At 71.1% G+C, this 18,251-nt stretch carries 9 protein-coding genes and 1 pseudogene; 4 read left to right on the top strand and 6 right to left on the bottom strand.

Annotation, left to right across the window (positions count from 1 at the left end; all coding sequences use genetic code 11):
- Positions 1–84 precede the first annotated feature (84 nt).
- The 5 genes and pseudogenes from IEY86_RS21865 to IEY86_RS21845 all read right to left on the bottom strand — a co-directional run bounded on the left by IEY86_RS21865 (position 85) and on the right by IEY86_RS21845 (position 6,160).
- Positions 85–695, bottom strand: a pseudogene (locus IEY86_RS21865) (ADP-ribosyltransferase).
- 926 nt (positions 696–1,621) lie between these two features.
- A complete protein-coding gene (locus tag IEY86_RS21860) occupies positions 1,622–2,080 on the bottom strand; it encodes an ATP-binding protein (protein ID WP_373287072.1) in 459 nt (152 codons plus the stop codon).
- A gap of 315 nt (positions 2,081–2,395) precedes the next feature.
- Complete coding sequence (locus IEY86_RS21855; RefSeq protein WP_189133493.1) at positions 2,396–3,163, bottom strand: enoyl-CoA hydratase/isomerase family protein; 768 nt, start codon at positions 3,161–3,163, stop codon at positions 2,396–2,398.
- A 207-nt stretch (positions 3,164–3,370) separates the two neighbouring features.
- Complete coding sequence (locus tag IEY86_RS21850; RefSeq protein WP_189133550.1) at positions 3,371–4,531, bottom strand: L,D-transpeptidase; 1,161 nt, start codon at positions 4,529–4,531, stop codon at positions 3,371–3,373.
- Between the two features lie 360 nt (positions 4,532–4,891).
- The gene (locus tag IEY86_RS21845; RefSeq protein WP_189133492.1) at positions 4,892–6,160 is read right to left on the bottom strand and encodes a L,D-transpeptidase; all 1,269 of its coding nucleotides are present in this window, start codon (positions 6,158–6,160) and stop codon (positions 4,892–4,894) included.
- A gap of 147 nt (positions 6,161–6,307) precedes the next feature.
- Between IEY86_RS21845 and glgX the strand changes: the two genes are divergently transcribed.
- The 4 genes from glgX to IEY86_RS21825 all read left to right on the top strand — a co-directional run bounded on the left by glgX (position 6,308) and on the right by IEY86_RS21825 (position 15,302).
- On the top strand, positions 6,308–8,653 hold the full coding sequence (glgX, locus tag IEY86_RS21840; RefSeq protein ID WP_373287071.1) for a glycogen debranching protein GlgX: 2,346 nt from the start codon (positions 6,308–6,310) through the stop codon (positions 8,651–8,653).
- A 173-nt stretch (positions 8,654–8,826) separates the two neighbouring features.
- Positions 8,827–10,710 carry an ABC transporter ATP-binding protein gene (locus tag IEY86_RS21835; protein ID WP_189133491.1) on the top strand — a complete coding sequence of 628 codons (1,884 nt, stop codon included), beginning with the start codon at positions 8,827–8,829 and terminating at the stop codon, positions 10,708–10,710.
- The gene (locus IEY86_RS21830) at positions 10,707–12,629 is read left to right on the top strand and encodes an ABC transporter ATP-binding protein (RefSeq protein WP_189133490.1); all 1,923 of its coding nucleotides are present in this window, start codon (positions 10,707–10,709) and stop codon (positions 12,627–12,629) included. The genes IEY86_RS21835 and IEY86_RS21830 overlap by 4 nt, the downstream gene beginning before the upstream one ends.
- Positions 12,630–13,010: 381 nt before the next feature.
- Positions 13,011–15,302 (top strand): M4 family metallopeptidase, encoded by a 2,292-nt coding sequence (locus IEY86_RS21825; protein ID WP_189133548.1) that lies wholly within the window; start codon positions 13,011–13,013, stop codon positions 15,300–15,302.
- An 83-nt stretch (positions 15,303–15,385) separates the two neighbouring features.
- Here the strand turns inward: IEY86_RS21825 and IEY86_RS21820 are convergent, their stop codons facing one another.
- Entirely contained in the window at positions 15,386–18,052 is a 2,667-nt protein-coding gene (locus IEY86_RS21820; RefSeq protein WP_189133489.1) for a glycosyltransferase family 1 protein, read from the bottom strand.
- Positions 18,053–18,251 lie beyond the last annotated feature (199 nt).

Here is an 18,251-nt window from a genome sequence, read left to right as displayed (position 1 = left end):
GGCCCCCCGAGTCATGGCGGACAAGCCGTCGTGATCACGGTCGCACCGGACCCCGGCACCGGCAACGCGACTGGGCCGGGCGGGCTAGAAGATGGTCGCTTCACCGCGCCACGCCGCGAAGTGCGGGTTGTCGACGCACTGGCTGGTGATCTCGGTCTTGGTCTGCTTGTCCACCGGGCAGGCCCGTTCGATGAATTTGCGGTCGATGCCGCCGGGGAAGGCCACCTCGACCTGGAAGGCCCACTTGTGGGTGTCGCCGATGGTGCGGTTGACGTCGATGCCGCCGGGGGCCTCGACGTAGTAGTTGTAGGCGGTCTTCCACTGCTTGTAGAGGTCGTGGTCGTAGGTGGTGCTGACATAGGGCGAGGGCTGGTTCTTCAGGACGTAGCTCTGCACGTCGTACTGCCCGTTCACCGTGTCCTTGGGGTGGAAGCCCTCCTCGAACACGATGTCGGGTCCACGGCCGTCGGCGCGGTACAGCGGCTTGCAGTCCATGCGGTACGAGGGGGCCGGGGTGATGCGGTCCACGGCCACCTCGCGCTCGGCTGCCGCGTACAGCGGGTCGGGGCCGGGCGGGACGGCGTCGAAGACCGCCTGCGTGACGATGTGCACCGGGCGGTCGGAGCACTGGGACCTGGCCAGCTCGTTGCGGTCGACGAAGTCGAGGCGGTGGCCGCCGACGACCACCGCCACAACGGGCCTGGTGGGCGTACCGATCAGCTCGCCGTCGCAGGCGGAGCTGATCCGGGTCGGCAGGAGGTCGCAACTCGGGCCGAGGGAGGTCGGGTACGCCGGAGGCGCCGCCGGGGCGGGTACCGCGAGCGGGGCGAGGGAAGGCGCGCCGGCCGGGGTGGCGGCCGAGGGGGTGGCGACCGAGGGCGCGGCGACCGAGGGCGCGGCGAGGGCGCCGCAGAGGGAGAGCGCGACGACCATTGCGCGGCGCCACGGGCGTGGGGTGATCATGCGGGTCAAGATTTCGGGCCGGGGGCGCGGGGCTCAGGACCGTCACCCGGACGGCGGCGAGTCGGGTGTCCGCAGTCGGCCCATCCATCGGATGATCGCCCCGCGCCGCCCCGCCCCGCGCCCGGCGGCGTGGCACGCCACGACATCGCGTGCGGACGGCCGCATCGGTCCTGCCCCGGACAGGTGGGGCCGCCGGTGGATCGGGCTCCTGGCAGGGGGGGGCTGGAGCGGTTCGAGGCGGTACGCCACCGGTACCTTCGCCACCGCGCCCGGTGGACGCGCCCGGTGGGCGACCGCGGGGCCGGAGGCGGCGGTACCGGTACGACACCGGGGGGGCACCACAAGGACAACCACTGACGATTTGAGGAAAATCTAAGGTACACCGGGAGCCTTATCCCCTACTTATAAGGCCAGTGGGCCGCTTCACTCGCAAAACGTTTGCTCACGGCCGGATTCATCTGGGATAGTCGAGGTGTCCGGACGGGACGCCGTCCGGACCGCGGGCAACGACCCCCACTGACCCGGGCCACGGTCGTGTGCAATCCGCCGCGGATCACACCCCCTTGCTCCGCGGCGACGCAGAAGAGGCCCCCGACGCGCCCACGAGGCGCAAGGGGGCCTCTGCGTTGTGCGCTCGCCGGTGGCGCGATTCACTCGCTCACTGGGGTGCGCGCAGTTCGAACCACGTCGTCTTGCCGCGCGGCAGCAGGTCCACGCCCCACCGGTCGGAGAGCCGGTCGACGAGGAAGAGCCCCCGGCCGCTCTCGTCGAGGTCGCGCACGATCGGCACGAGGCAGGGCAGCGCCCTCGAGGGATCCCTCACCTCGACGCGCACCCAGCCGCGCCGCCGCCCCATCCGCAGTCCGAAGGTCCGCGCCCCGGTGTGCCGCACCGCGTTGCCGACGAGTTCGGAGACGAGTAACTCCCCCACCTCGGCGAGCGAACCGACGTTCCACTGCCGCAGCACGGCGACGGTGAGCTTGCGCGCCGTGCCCGCCTGCTCGGGGCGGGAGGAGAGCTGGACCTCTTTGAGGGCGGGGTTGCCGACGAGATCGAGGATGACCGGGGAACGCGGATCGTCGGGGGCAAGGGTGCGTTCAAGCGCCGGTTCCACCATCGGCCGCTGCGACTGCTCTGGTCCTCCCCGGCCCGTCATGGCCCCCATCATGGCCGCCGCTCGGGCCGTTCGGGGTGGATCCGGGGGAATTGAGCCACGGGCACGGCCCGTTCGCGGGGTGGTTCCGGCATATGCGCAGGGCATATTGGATCACCACCAGGGCTTGGGCCTGCGGTGACGCCGCGATGACATCAGGTGACGGACATCGTCCCCGCAAGACGGCCTCACCGCATCGACGCGGGGCGCCAATGGAAACGGGGCGCCAATGGAAAGAGGCTTGCGAACAAGCCCCCAGGGCGCCCCGCCCCCGCGGCGCTAGTTGAACTTGGCCTTGCCCGGACCCTCCTCGATGAAGCTGCGCATCCCGATCGCCCGGTCCTCGGTGGCGAACAGGCCCGCGAAGAGGTTCCGCTCGATGGTCAGTCCGGTCTCGATGTCGGTCTCGAGGCCCGCGTCCACCGCCTCCTTGGCCGCCCGCAGAGCGTACGCCGGTCCCTTGGCGAGCCGGGAGGCCCACTCCACGGCCGCCGAGTACACCTCCTCGGCGGGGACGACCTTGTCGACCAGGCCGATGGACAGCGCCTCGTCCGCGCGCACCTGCCGACCCGTGAAGATGAGGTCCTTGGCGCGCGAGGGGCCCACCAGGCGGGCCAGGCGCTGGGTGCCGCCGGCGCCCGGGATCAGGCCGAGCAGGATCTCGGGCTGGCCCAGCTTGGCGTTCTCGGCCGCGATGCGGATGTCCGCGCACAGCGCCAACTCGCAGCCGCCGCCGAGCGCGTAGCCGCTCACCGCGGCCACGACGGGCTTGGGCAGCCGGGCGACCGCCGTGAAGGCGTCCTGGAGCCCGCGCGCGCGGTCCACCATGTCCGTGTACGACATGGCCTGCATCTCCTTGATGTCCGCGCCCGCCGCGAACACCTTCTCGCCGCCGTGGACGACCACGGCACGCACATCGGAGCGGCCCGCCGCCTCGGCCGCCGCCTCGCCCAGCGAGTCCTGCATGGCGATGTCGAGGGCGTTCATCGGGGGGCGGGCGAGGCGGATGATGCCGACGCCGTCTGCGACCTCGAGGGTCACGGTCATGGAGCGCCTCCAAGGCGTTGGGGGACGTGCCGGCTGACGTACTGGGTCACGTGCCGGCCGACGTGGGGCCGTCGCGCGGCGAGCGTAACAACGGCGTCTCGCGCAACTGAGCGCGGCCCGGCCCCGCGGCGTGTGCGGGGCCGGGCCGCGCTCGCGGTCCCGTGGGAGGCGGACCGGGACCTGGGCCCGGCCGCGTCCGATGCGGTACTACTGGGCGGCTGTCCACTCCGCCCAGGACATGTTCCAGCCGTTGAGCCCGTTGCTCGGGTCGACCGTCTTGTCCTTGGAGTTCTTCACCTCGACCACGTCACCGATGATCGACTGGTCGTAGAACCACGCGGCCGGGGTGCCGGCGTCATTGGCGCCGCGGTGGTCCAGCAGGCCCACGCAGCCGTGGCTGACGTTCGCCGAGCCGAAGGTCGAGGGCCCGGCCCAGTAGTTGCCGTGGACGAAGGTGCCCGAGGTGGTCAGACGCATCGCGTGCGGGACGTCCTTGATGTCGTACTCGCCGCCGAAGCCGACCGTGTCACCGTTCATCCGGGTGACCTTGTACTTCTCGGTGATGACCATCTTGCCGTTGTACGTGGTCGTCGAGGGAGAGCCCGCGGTGATCGGCACGGTCTTGATGAGCTTGCCGTCGCGGGTGACCTTCATGGTGTGCTTCGCGGCGTCCACCACGCTGACCTGGCTGCGTCCGACGGTGAAGTTCACGTCCTTGGACTGGGTGCCGTAGACACCGTCCGCGCCCTCGACGCCCTTCAGACGCAGGCTGAGCTTGACCTTCGTGCCCTTGGCCCAGTAGTTCTCCGGGCGGAAGTCCAGGCGCTGGTTGCCGAACCAGTGGCCCTTGACGGGCACCGAGGGGCTGGCCGTGACCGTGATGGCCTGCTGGACCGACTTCTGGTTGGTGACCGGGCGGTTGAAGTTGAGCGAGACCTCCATGCCCGTGCCGACCGTGGAGCCGTCCTCCGGCGTGAAGTAGCCGACGAAGGTGTCCTTGGGGACCACGGTGGTGAAGGTGGAGTGCTTGGCGGACTCCCGGCCGTCGGCGTCCTTGGCCACGGCGTCCACCGTGTACTTGGTGTTGGGGCCGAGGTGCTCCGACGGCTCCCAGGCGGTGCCGCCCTTGGTGATCCTGCCGGGGACCTTGTCGCCCTTGTCGTCGGCGACCTCGACGCTGGTGAGCTTGCCCTTGGACGCGGTCACCTTGAGCGTGCCGTCGGTGGCGACGTCGGCGGCCTTGTTCTTGGGGACGATGTTCACCACGGCAGCGGAGGCGGCGTTCTTGCCGCCGCCCTTGCCCGAGCCGCCCGAGCCGCCCTTGGCGTCACCGCCGTCATCGCCACCGCACGCGGTGGCCACCAGCATCACGGCACCCACCAGCAGTGCCAGCGCGGCGTTGCGGTTGCGGGCGCCCAGCGGCGCATTCTTTCGGAGCGCTGTGGCGCGCGCCGCCCGTATCGGCTTCAACTCGTCTCTCCCCTCGCGGCCGACCGCCCGGTGCCGCGCTTGTGCGCGCCCCTGTCTCAGTTGGTTCCCGGCCGAGTTCACCCTGACCCCCATGCGTGCTGCGCGGGCAGAACCTCTTGCACCACGCACGCCGATTAGATAACCACACCCCGCGGCCCCAAATGCCCGCCGGATTGTCACCGTTCGGTCCCAAGAACGCCGTGGTGCCCGTCTGGTGGCCGGATCCACCGCGTGCACGACTGGACAAAGGCGGACGTTTCATCTCGTCAGCGCACTGCCGGCGACCCATGTCGGCCAGTCCATGTTCCACCCGTTGAGTCCGTTGTCCGCGGCCACCGTCCGGTCGTGCGAGTTGACCACCTCCACCACGTCACCGGACATGGAGTGGGTGTAGAACCAGGCCGCAGGGGTGCGGCCGGTGAGGGAACGGGCGGCGGGGACGACTCCCTTGGCCTCGCGGTCGCCGCTCTTGACGTCCTGCAGGCCGATGCAGCCGTGGCTGACGTTCGCTGTGCCGAACGTCTCCTGCGGAGCCCAGTAGTTGCCGTGGATGAAGGTGCCCGAGTCGGTCAGGCGCATCGCGTGCGGAACATCCGGGATGTCGTACTCGCCGCCGAAGCCCACGGTGTCCCCGTTCATCCGGGTCAGCTCGTACCGGTCGGTGATCACCATGCGGCCGTTGTACGTGGTGTTCCGCGGGCTGCCCGCGGTGATCGGCAGAACCTTGACCACACGGCCGTTGCGGCGCACGGTCATCGTGTGCGCGGCCGCGTCCACCGTGCTCACCATCGAGCGGCCGACGGTGAAGCGGACGGTCCTGGTCTGCGTGCCGTAGACCCCGGGCCCGCCCTCCACGTCCTTCAGCCGCATCCGCAGCGTCACTCTGGTGCCCGGCAGCCAGTACTCCCTCGGCCGCACGTCCAGGCGCCGGTTGCCGAACCAGTGCGCGGCCACCTCCACGGCCGGCTCCGCCGTCACCGTGATGCCGCGCTCCACCGCCGCCCGGTCGGTGATCGGCCGGTTGAACCTGACCGACACCGGCATCCCGACCCCCACGGTCGAGCCGTGCTCGGGTGTGTAGAAGCCCTTGAACGTGTCCTTGGGCACGAGGGTGGTGAACGTGGAGTGCCTCGCCGCCTCCCGGCCGCTCGCGTCCACGGCCACGGCGTCCACCGTGTACGCGGTCGCCAGCGCCGGCGGGTGGTCCGGCAGCCAGCTGCGGCGGTCCCGGCTGAACCGCCCCGGAACCACCCGGCCGTCGGAGCCGCGTACCGCCACCCGGGTGAGCTCACCGTGAATCGCGTCGACCCTCAGCTCGTCCGCGGGGGCCACATTCTCGGTCGCGTTTCCCGGCGTGACCTTCACCACGGCCCGCGACACCTGAGGACGTGCCTCCGTGTGCGCCCGGCCACCCAGGTCCCCGCACGCCGTGACCAGCAACAACGCCAGTCCGACGGCCACACGCAGCACGGCCCCGCGGGCGCCTCCCACTGCCTCCACTGGCTCTCTACCTCTCGGCCGAAGCATCTCCCTCCGGTGTCAACGACCGCCCCTCCGATGAGGAAACGTGACACTTGCACTCGTTCCGGGAAGTAGTTGGTGGAGAAGCGGCGCCGCATGCTGCGTACGGGGCCGCGGCGGGCGGGCCGCTGCGAGCCGCGGGAGGTCGAGCCGGTGTCGGAAGCACCCCAGCAGGAGGCACAGGAGGCGGACGGGACGGACGGGCGGCCCGGACCGGTGATCGCGCTGCGCGCGGGCGCCGGACCGCGGCCGCTCAGAGTCGAGGCGGTCCCGGACACGGCCAGGGTCCACGCCGTCCCCGGCGTGCCCGAGGTCGAGGTGTGGCCGGGGCGACCGCAGCCGCTGGGCGCCCGCTTCCACATCGGCCCCGACGGTCTGCCGGGCACCAACTTCGCGATGTGGGCCGGAGGCGCGGAGGCCGTCGAGCTGTGCCTGTTCGACGACGAGGGGCAAGAGACCCGGCGCCTGCTGACCGACCAGACCCACCAGATCTGGCACGGATTCGTACCCGGCATCCGCCCCGGGCAGCGGTACGGCTACCGGGTGCACGGCCGCTGGGACCCCTGGACGGGAGCGCGCTGGAACCCGGCGAAGCTCCTGCTTGACCCCTACGCCCGCGCGGTGGACGGGGAGTTCGCCCTGCCGCCCGAGGTGTACGCCCATGTGCGCGACTGGCCCGAACCGGAGGTGGCCGACACCGTCAGGGACAATCGCGACTCCGCCCCATTCGTCCCCAAAGGCGTGGTGGTGGACGACCGCTACGACTGGTCGGAGGACCGGCGCCCCAAGACGCCGTGGGCCGACTCCGTGATCTACGAGATGAACGTGCGCGGCTTCACCAAGACGCACCCCGGCATCCCCGAGGAGCTGCGCGGCACCTACGCCGGGCTGGCCCACCCCGCCGCCGTGGAGCACCTGGTCCGGCTCGGGGTGACGGCCGTGGAGCTGCTGCCCGTGCACCAGTTCGCCTCCGAGGACCATCTCCAGCGCCGGGGGCTGGCCAACTACTGGGGCTACAACTCCATCGGCTACTTCGCCCCGCACGCCGCGTACGCCGCCTCGGGCACCCGCGGCCAGCAGGTGGGCGAGTTCAAGAGGATGGTGCGCGGCCTGCACGACGCGGGGATCGAGGTCATCCTCGACGTGGTCTACAACCACACCGCCGAGGGCAGCGAGCTCGGGCCGACGCTCTCCCTGCGCGGCATCGACAACCGCGGCTACTACCGGGTGCAGGACGACCCCCGCCGCTACGCCGACTACACCGGATGCGGCAACACCCTGGCGGTCGTCCAGCCGCACGTGCTGCGGCTCATCACGGACAGCCTGCGGTACTGGGTGACGGAGATGGGCGTGGACGGCTTCCGCTTCGACCTGGCCGCCGCCCTCGCCCGCTCCATGCACGACGTGGACATGCTCTCGCCGTTCCTCGCCGTCATCGCCCAGGACCCGGTGCTCAGCAGGGTCAAGCTCATCGCCGAGCCCTGGGACATCGGCAGCGGCGGCTACCAGGTCGGAGCGTTCCCCCCGCTGTGGACGGAGTGGAACGACAGGTACCGCGACGCCGTGCGGGACTTCTGGCGGGGCGCCCACCCCGATGTGCGCGACCTCGGCTACCGGCTGTCCGGCTCCTCCGACCTGTACGCGCACAACGGCCGCCGACCGTACGCCTCGGTCAACTTCATCACCGCGCACGACGGCTTCACCCTGCGGGACCTGGTCACCTACGAGCGCAAGCACAACGAGGCCAACGGCGAGGACAACCGGGACGGCACCAACGACAACCGCTCCTGGAACTGCGGCTACGAGGGTGAGACCAGCGATCCGGCCGTGGTCCCGCTGCGGCGCAGGCAGCTGCGCAATCTGCTGGGCACCCTGCTGCTGTCCACGGGTGTGCCCATGCTGGTGGCGGGCGACGAGATGGGGCGCACCCAGGGCGGCAACAACAACGCGTACTGCCAGGACAACCCCATCGGCTGGGTCGACTGGTCCCTGCTGGAGGACCGCCCGGGCAACGAGGGATGGCGCTCCCTGTTCGACCTCACCTCACGGCTGATCTCGCTGAGGCGCAGGCACCCCGTGCTGCGCCGCCACGCGTTCTTCTCCGGTCGTCCGCAGCACCCGGGGGGACTTCGGGACCTGGCCTGGTTCAACACGCGCGGGCGGGAGATGACGGAGGAGGACTGGTACGCGCCGACGGCCACGCTCGGGATGTTCCTGTCGGGCCGTGACATACCCCGGCGGGACCGCAAGGGGCGGCCGGTCGTCGACGACAGCTTCCTGCTGGTGCTGCACTCGTCCTCGCAGCCGATGCGGTTCACCCTGCCGGGGCGGCCGTGGGCGAAGGAGTACGAGGTGGTCGTGGACACCGCGCTGGAGGACCAGTCGGACGGGCCCGAGGCGCGGTATCCGGCCGGGGGGTGTGTCACGCTGCGCGGCCGGTCGCTGATGCTGATGAGGGCCGTGCCGGTGGGGCGGGCAGGGGTGGTGGCTGTTCCGTGAGGCGGTGAGGCGGTGAGGCGGGGCGGGGGTGCGACGGCGCTCGGGGCGCTTCGGGCACACGGGCCCGGCAGGGGCGCCGTGCCCGCGCCACGGCCGGGCCCGTGCCGCGCCCGCCGGACGCGGCGGGAAAAGCAGATGAGGAGTGTCAGTACCGTTCCCTAAGCTCGCACGTGATGTCCAGGAATCCGTCGCACCTTCCCTCCAAACGCTCCCCCGTCCGCTCCCTGCTGCGTCTGCGGCCCTATGTCCGCCCGGTCCGCGTGCGCCTGCTGGCCTCGGCTGCCGTGGCGACGGTCGCCTCCTGCGTCGGACTGGTCATTCCCCTGGTGCTCAAGGAGATCGTCGACGGGCCCGTGGCACACGGCGATCCGGGCGGGGTGTGGTGGCCGGCGGCGCTGGTGCTCCTGCTGGGCCTCGCGGAGGCGGGGCTGTTCGGTGTGCGGCGATGGCTGGTGGCCCGCCCGCTCGCCGGGGTCGAGGCGTCGATGCGCGCGGACCTGTACCGGCATCTGCAGCGGCTGCCGACCTCGTTCCACGACCGCTGGGCGTCCGGGCAGCTGCTCTCCAGGGCGACCAGCGATCTGTCCGTGCTGCGGCTCTTCCTGGTCTTCCCGCTGGTGTTCCTGCTCGTCAACGCGGTCACGTTCGTCGTCGGCATCGTCGTCCTGCTCAGCCAGGACTGGCTGCTGGGCCTCGTCCTGCTCCTGCCGACCGCGCCGCTGGTCGTGCTGTGCTCCTACTTCGAGACCCGGTACGCGCTCGCCGCCCGCAAGGCACAGGACCAGGCGGGCGACCTCGCCACCGTGGTCGAGGAGTCGGTGCTCGGCATCCGGGTCATCAAGTCGTTCGGCCGTCACCGCAGCATGGCCCGGGACTTCTGGCGGCGCAGCCGGGAGCTGAGGACCACCGAGCTGAGGAAGGCCGAGCTGCTCGCCGATATCTGGGCCGTCATCATGACGCTGCCCGAGGTGGCGATCGGCTCGGCGCTGGCGATCGGTGCCACGCGGGTGGCGGACGGAGAGCTGACGGCGGGCACACTGGTCGCGTTCCTGACCACGGCCCTGGCGCTGCGCTGGCCGGTGGAGTCACTGGGGTGGCTGCTGGCGTACAGCAATGACGCCGCCTCGGCCGCCGACCGGTATTTCGAGGTCATGGACACCCCCACGACCCCGGACGCGCCGGAGACCGGGGACACCGGAGACATCGCCGACACCGGGGACACCGGAGACACCGCCGACACCGCGGACACCGGGGGAACGCCGATGGCCGCGGACCCACCCAGGTCCCCCCGCACACCGAAGGCCCCGGCCGCGCCCGACGGCATCCGGTTCGAGGGGGTGCGCTTCCGCTACCCCGACGCCCCCGAGGGGTCGCCGGATCTGCTGACGGGTGTGGACCTCCACATCAGGAGCGGCGAGACGATGGCGCTCGTCGGTGCCACCGGCTGCGGCAAGACGACACTGACCGCGCTGCTGCCCCGGCTGTACGAGGCGACCGGCGGCCGGATCACCCTCGACGGAGTGGACATCGCCGAGCTCCCCCGGCACCGGCTGCGGAAGCTGGTCGCGGTCGCCTTCGAGGAGCCCACCCTCTTTTCGGCCACCGTCCGGGAGAACGTCGCCATGGGGGCGCCCGGTGCCGGGGAGGCGGCGCTGCACAAGGCCCTGACCACCTCTCAGGCCGACTTTGCGCACGGGCTGCCCCAGGGGCTCGACACCGAGGTCGGCGAGCAGGGCCTGAGCCTGTCCGGGGGGCAGCGCCAGCGGCTCGCCCTGGCGCGGGCGGTGGTGGGGCAGCCGAGGTTCCTGGTGCTCGACGATCCGCTGTCCGCGCTCGATGTGCACACCGAGGCACTGGTCGAGGGCGCGCTGCGGCAGGTGCTGGCGACGACCACGGCCCTCGTGGTGGCCCACCGGCCGTCCACGGTGCTCCTCGCCGACCGTGTCGCCCTGCTCTCCAATGGCCGGATCTCGACGGTCGGAACCCACCATGAACTCCTCGACAGCTCTCCCGCCTACCGCGAACTGATGTCCGGTGAGAGGAGCCCCATCCGATGACCACCGTCACCGAACCGCCCGAGGAGGACGGCAGCGCCCTTGCCGACGGCCGGCCGGCGCAGACCGTTCAGGCTCCAGAGGCTCCCCATCGCGAACCCGCGCGGTCCCCGGGGACACCGCCACCCGCCGCTCCCGACGACGACACCGACGAGCACCCGTCACCCCCCGGGGTCTCCCGGGCCCTGCTGGGCTCGCTCCTGCGCCCGCACAAGTGGCGCACCGCGCTGGCGATGGGGGTCATCCTGCTCCAGCAGGCCGCGGTCCTGGCCGGGCCCCTGCTGGTGGCGTTCGCCATCGACCGGGCGATCCCGGCCCTGCGGCGCGACGACTCCGGCCCGCTGATCGCGGTGGTCTGCGTCTACATCGTCTGCGCTCTCGCCTCCGGGCTGCTCCAGGCCCTGTTCATCCGGGTGTCCGCCCGGGTCAGCCAGGATGTCCTGCTCGACCTGCGGGGAAGGATCTTCCGCCATGCCCAGGCGCTGAGCCTGGACTTCCACGAGCGCTACACCTCCGGCCGGATCATCGCGCGGGCGACGAGCGATGTGGACGCGCTGCGCGAGCTGCTGTCCGAGGGGCTCGAGGAACTGATCCAAGTGGCGCTGTCGGCGGTCTACATCTCGGTCGTCCTCCTTGCGCTGGACTGGGAGCTGGGGGCGGCGGCGGCGGCCTCCTTCGTGCCGCTGTACTTCATCGCCCGGTCCTTCCGCCGCCGCACCCGGGAGGTCTACCGGCGCACCCGTACGGCGGTGGCCTCGGTGATCGTGCGGTTCACCGAGACGATGAACGGGATCCGGCCGGTGCAGGCTTTCCGCCGCGAGGAGGCGAACGACAAGGAGTTCCACCGGCTCAACAGCGCCTACCGCCGGGCCAACGGCGACTCGGCCCTGGAGATGGCGCGTTTCGTGGTCAGCGCGCGGACCATGGCCAATGCCGTGATCGCCGCGATCCTCGTCTGGGGCGCCTACCGGGTGGCGGACGGCGGTCTGGAGCTGGGTGTGATGGCGGCCTTCGTGCTCTATCTGCGCCGCCTGTACGACCCGGTGGACCGGCTGGGGATGTTCCTGAACAGCTATCAGTCGGCGGCGGCCGCGCTCGACAAGATCGCCGCGCTGCTGGCCAACCGTCCCGCCGTGCCGGAGCCGCGGCAGCCGGTGCCACTGCCAGCGCCCCAGGGCGAGGAGCCCGGCCGGGAGGTCGTCTTCGACGGGGTCCGGTTCGCCTACCGCGAGGGCGTCGAGGTGCTGCCGCGCTTCGATCTGAAGATCCCGGCGGGGCAGACGGTCGCGGTGGTGGGGGCGACCGGCGCGGGCAAGTCCACGCTGGCCAAGCTCCTGGTGCGCTTCTACGACCCCACGGGCGGGCGGGTCCGGCTCGACGGCGTGGACCTGAGAGACCTGGAGACCCCGGAGCTGCGCCGGGGGGTGGTGATGGTGACTCAGGAGTCGTTCCTGTTCTCGGGGACGGTCGCCGAGAACATCGCGGTGGGCCGCCCGGACGCCACCCGCGAGCAGGTCGAGGAGGCGGCGCGGGCGATCGGCGCGTTCGACTTCATCGCCGCGCTGCCGGAGGGATTCGACACGGATGTCCGCAAGCGCGGCGGGCGCATCTCCGCGGGTCAGCGCCAGTTGGTGGCGTTCGCGCGGGCACTGCTGGCGGACCCGGCGGTGCTGATCCTGGACGAGGCGACGTCGTCGCTGGACATCCCGGGTGAACGGGCGGTGCAGCGGGCCATGCACACGGTGCTCGCCGGCCGTACGGCGGTCATCGTCGCGCACCGGCTGTCGACCGTGGAGATCGCCGACCGGGTGCTGGTGATGGACGCGGGGCGGATCGTCGAGGACGGGCGGCCGGCGGAGCTGATCGGTGGAACCGGACGGTTCGCGACGCTGCACAGGGCGTGGCGCGACAGTCTGGTCTAGACCCTCTTCCGTACGGCTGTTCAGACTGTGTTCGAGCCCATTTCGAACCCGTGCGGCGTTCCGTTATCCGAACCCAGGCAACAGCACAACGGACAGTGCCAGCCTGAGCTGCCCGTTCGCAAGAGCGTCTGACGCAATACGGCCAATTTTTGTCGCGCTCCTGACAGAAGTGCCCCATCGGTGGCAGGCTTCCTTCGGCCGACTGGCGGGAACCTCACTCCCGCCGCCGGAGGCCGATTCCGCAGTTCGCACTTTCCGCACCGTGCTCATCGCTCTGCCCGGACGGCACACCCTGCCGGAGCCGGTTCCTCACACGGTCACGACAGCGTGACCGATGCAGAAGGAGATTGAGTCCGAGTGAGACGATCCTCCCGCTCCACCATGCCCGGCGGCAGAACCTCGGCTTCACGCCGCACCGCCGCGGGCGCACTCGTCGCCGTGACCGCCCTGCTCGCCGTGGGTGTCCAGTCGGCGCCGGCCGGCGCCAGGCCGGGCGGCCGCGCCCAGCCGCAAAAGGTCGTGGAAAAGGTCAGGGCCGGGGCCCTGCCGCTCAAGCTCACCCCGGCGCACCGCGCCGAGCTCCTGCGGTCGGCCAACGAGACCAAGGCCGACACCGCCAAGGCCCTGCGCCTCGGCGGCAAGGAGAAGCTCATCGTCACCGACGTCGTCAAGGACGCCGACGGGACGACCCACACGCGGTACAACCGCACCTACGACGGACTGCCCGTCCTCGGTGGCGACCTGATCGTGCACCGCGCGAGCAGCGGGGCCACCAAGTCGGTCACCAGGGCGACCAACGCCACCATCAAGGTCCCCTCGACCACCGCCGCGTACACGGCGGCCAAGGCGCAGGCGGCGGCGCTGAAGTCGGCCCGCTCCCAGGGCGCCAAGAAGGCGAGCGCCGACCGCGCGCCGCGCAAGGTGATCTGGGCCGCCCGCGGTGTGCCGACCCTCGCATGGGAGACGGTCGTCGGCGGCTTCCAGGACGACGGCACCCCGAGCCAGCTGCACGTCATCACCGACGCCACCACCGGCGCCAAGCTGTACGAGTACCAGGGCGTCAAGCAGGGCACCGGTAACAGCATCTACAGCGGCCAGGTGACCATCGGCACGGCGCAGTCCGGCAGCACGTACCAGATGAACGACACCGCACGCGGTGCCCACAAGACCTACAACCTCAACCACGGCAGCTCCGGAACCGGCACGCTGTTCACCGACGCCGACGACGTATGGGGCAACGGGACCAACAGCGACGCGGCCAGCACGGGTGTCGACGCCCACTACGGCGCGGCCCTGACCTGGGACTACTACAAGAATGTGCACGGCCGCAGCGGCATCCGCGGGGACGGCGTCGGCGCCTACTCGCGTGTCCACTACGGCAACGCCTACGTGAACGCGTTCTGGAGCGACTCCTGCTTCTGCATGACCTACGGTGACGGCTCGGGCAACGCCAAGCCTCTGACGTCCATCGACGTCGCCGGCCACGAGATGACCCACGGCGTGACCGCGGCCACCGCCAAGCTGGTCTACAGCGGAGAGTCCGGCGGCCTGAACGAGGGCACCAGCGACATCTTCGCCAGCGCCGTCGAGTTCTACGCCAACAACAGCAAGGACGTCGGCGACTACCTCATCGGCGAGAAGATCGACATCAACGGCGACGGCACCCCGCTGCGCTACCAGGACAAGCCCAGCCGCGACGGCACCTCGCCCGACAGCTGGTACTCCGGCATCGGCGGCATCGACGTGCACTACTCGTCGGGCCCGATCAACCACTGGTTCTACCTGGCGTCCGAGGGCAGCGGCCCCAAGGACATCAACGGGGTCCACTACGACAGCCCGACCAAGGACGGCCAGCCGGTCACCGGCATCGGCCGCGCCAACGCCGAGAAGGTCTGGTTCAAGGCCCTGTCGTCGTACCTGACGTCCAACAGCAACTACGCGGACGCCCGCACCCAGGCGCTGAAGGCCGCCGCCGACCTGTTCGGCAACGGCAGCACCAGCTACAACAACGTGGCCAACGCGTTCGCGGGCATCGGTGTCGGCAGCCGCATCGTCAGCGGTGTCTCGGTCACCAACCCGGGCAACCAGACCGGCACCGTGGGCCAGGCCGCCGGCCTGCAGATCCAGGCGACCAGCACCAACCCCGGCGCCCTGAGCTACTCGGCCACCGGGCTGCCCGCCGGCCTGTCGATCAACTCCTCGACCGGTCTGATCTCCGGGACCCCGACCACCGCGGGCACCAGCAATGTGACCGTCACGGTGACCGACTCCCAGGCCAAGACCGGCACCGCCTCGTTCACCTGGACGGTCAACCCGGTCGGCGGCGGCAACGTCTTCGAGAACACCAACAACGTCAACATCCCCGACGCGGGCGCGGCGGTGGAGTCCCCGATCACGGTCAGCGGCCGTACCGGGAGCGCCCCCTCCAACCTCCAGGTGGGTGTGGACATCAAGCACACCTGGCGCGGTGACCTCGTCATCGACCTGGTCGCCCCCGACGGGTCCGCCTACCGGCTGAAGAACTCCAGCGCGAGCGACTCCGCCGACAACGTGATCACGACCTACACCGTGAACGCCTCCAGTGAAGCCGCCAACGGCGTCTGGAAGCTGCGGGTCCAGGACGTGTACTCGTTCGACACCGGCTACATCGACAGCTGGAAGCTCACCTTCTAGCCGTAGCCCGCAAGCGCCGAGCGCCCGGTGGCGATGACGCTGCCGGGCGCTCGTGCCGTACTCGGTACCGCGGTCCCCAGGGGCTACCGCAGCACGCCGGACGACATCCCCTCGGACTCCGCGGGAATCGCCACCAGCCCCAGCTCGGCGCCGGACGCCAGCAGCCGGTGCGAGGGCAGGATCCGCACGGTGTAGCCGAACGGGCCGGTGCGGTCGAGGGCGAGCGGTCCCTCGAAGAGCCAGCGGCCCTCCAGGTCCGGCCGCCCCGCGGGCTTGAGCGCGACCGCGGTGCCGTCGGTGATCCGGTCCCCGTCGTCGACGCGGCCCGCCACCACCTGCACGTCCACATCCCCGGAGTCCAGGTCGCCCAGGGCCACCTGCACCCGCAGCGAGAGCGCTCCGCCGAGCTCCGGCGCGTCACCGAGCCCGGTGGTCTCCACATGGTCGACGGCGACCCGGGACCAGTTGGCCCGGACCCTCGCCTTCCATGAGGCCAGCTCGGAGGCGCCGCCCGCGGCCAGCCTGCGGTTGGCCTGCGCCGCCGGGGCGTACAGCCGCTCCACGTAGTCGCGGACCATGCGCCCGGCCAGCACCTTCGGGCCGAGGGTGACCAGGGTGTGCCGCACCATCTCGATCCACCGCTGCGGCACGCCGTCAGCGCCCCGGTCGTAGAAGCGCGGTGCCACCTGGTTCTCCACCAGGTCGTACAGCGCCGCAGCCTCGAGGTCGTCGCGGCGGTCGGGCTCGGGATGCCCCTCGGCCCCGATGCCGTCGGCGGTGGGGATCGCCCAGCCGTTGTCACCGTCGAACCACTCGTCCCACCAGCCGTCCAGCACCGACAGGTTCAGGCAGCCGTTGAGCGCCGCCTTCATCCCGGAGGTGCCGCACGCCTCCAGCGGGCGCAGCGGGTTGTTCAGCCAGACGTCGCACCCCGGGTACAGGTGCTGCGCCATCTTCATGCCGTAGTCCGGCAGGAAGACGATGCGGTGGCGCACCTTGGCGTCGTCGGCGAAGCGGACCAGCTCCTGCACCAGCCGCTTGCCGCCGTCGTCGGCCGGGTGCGCCTTGCCCGCCACGACGATCTGGATGGGCCGTTCGGGGTGCAGCAGGAGCTCGGTGAGCCGGTCGCGGTCGCGCAGCATCAGCGTGAGCCGCTTGTAGGACGGAACCCGGCGGGCGAAGCCGATGGTCAGCACGTCGGGGTCCAGGACATCGCAGACCCAGCCGAGTTCGGCGGCGCCCGCGCCGCGCTGGCGCCAGGCGTCGTAGAGCCTTCGCCGCACGTCCTCGACGAGCTGGGCGCGCAGGACCCTGCGCAGCTCCCAGATCGAGGCGTCGGGGATCTCGGCGACGGCTTCCCACCGGGGCGAGGCGCCGACCATCATGGCGCGTTCCACCCGCTCGGCGCCGGCCTGCCGGGCCCCCAGCTTCAGTACCTCGGGTGCCACCCATGTGGGGGCATGGACGCCGTTGGTGATGGAGGTGATGGGCAGCTCGGTGGAGTCGAAGCCGGGCCACAGGCCGTTGAACATCTCCCGGCTGACCTGGCCGTGCAGTGTGCTGACGCCGTTGGCGCGCTGGGCCAGGCGCAGGCCCATCACCGCCATGTTGAACAGATTCGGCTCTCCGCCCGGGTAGCTCTCGCTGCCGAGCGGCAGGATGTGCTCCAGGGGGACGCCGGGCAGCGCCCCGTCCTCGCCGAAGTGGCGGGAGACGAGTTCGCGGTCGAAGCGGTCGATGCCCGCGGGCACCGGGGTGTGGGTGGTGAACACCGTTCCGGAGCGGACGGCTTCGAGGGCCGCCTCGAAGCCGAGCCCGTTGCCCTCGGCGACGAGCTCCCGGATGCGTTCGAGGCCGAGGAAGCCGGCGTGGCCCTCGTTGGTGTGGAAGACCTCGGGTGCGGGGTGCCCGGTGAGGCGGCAGAAGGCGCGCACGGCACGGACTCCGCCGATGCCGAGCAGCATCTCCTGGAGGAGGCGGTGCTCGCTGCCGCCGCCGTAGAGGCGGTCGGTGACGTCCCGTTCGCCCGCGCTGTTCTCCTCGATGTCGGAGTCGAGCAGCAGGAGCGGGACCCGGCCGACCTGGGCGCACCAGATGTGCGCCTTGAGGGAGCGGCCGCCGGGCAGGGCGATGCTGATCAGAGCGGGGGTGCCGTTGTCCTCGCGGACGAGGGTCAGCGGCAGCTCATTGGGGTCGAGGACGGGGTAGTGCTCCTGCTGCCAGCCCTCGCGGGAGAGGGACTGGCGGAAGTATCCGTGGCGGTAGAGCAGGCCGACCCCGATGATGGGCACACCCAGGTCGCTGGCGGCCTTGAGATGGTCCCCGGCGAGGATGCCGAGGCCGCCCGAGTACTGCGGGAGGACCTCGGTGATGCCGTACTCGGGGGAGAAGTAGGCGATGGCTGCGGGCAGTTCCGCGTCGTCCCCGTGGGGGGCGGGCGGGGCGTTCTCGATCGCTGCCTGGTACCAGCGGGGATCGGTCAGGTAGCCGCGCAGGTCCTCGGAGGCGGCCGCGAGCCGCTCGAGGAACGCGCTGTCCTGGGCGAGGTCCGCCAGGCGCTGGGCGGAGACGGCGCCCAGAAGCTTCACCGGGTCGCCCCCGGTGGCCTGCCAGGTCTCGGGATCGAGGGATTCGAACAGCTCTCGGGTCTCGGGGCTCCAGGACCAGCGCAGGTTCTGGGCCAGCTCGGTCAACGGCTGCAGGGGTTCCGGCAGCACCGTACGCACGGTGAACCGACGAATAGCCTTCACAAGGTCCGACGGTAACGGCACGGACTGCATCCGCTCTCGCATTGGCGCCGAACGGCGTGCTCAACGCACGGAAGGTATACGAGGATTTCACCCGTACGACTCTGCTGACGGTGCACCATCGACTGTGGCCGGATCGCTCCATAGAGTGCTGGTCAGCGTCACGTGTCATCGCGTACGGGGTCGGGCGCCGGTGCTTCGC

It is taken from the genome of Wenjunlia tyrosinilytica (assembly GCF_014646055.1).
Lineage (GTDB): Bacteria > Actinomycetota > Actinomycetes > Streptomycetales > Streptomycetaceae > Wenjunlia > Wenjunlia tyrosinilytica.
The sequence above is the reverse complement of the archived record's forward strand: the minus strand, read 5'-3'. Positions and strand labels throughout refer to the sequence as shown.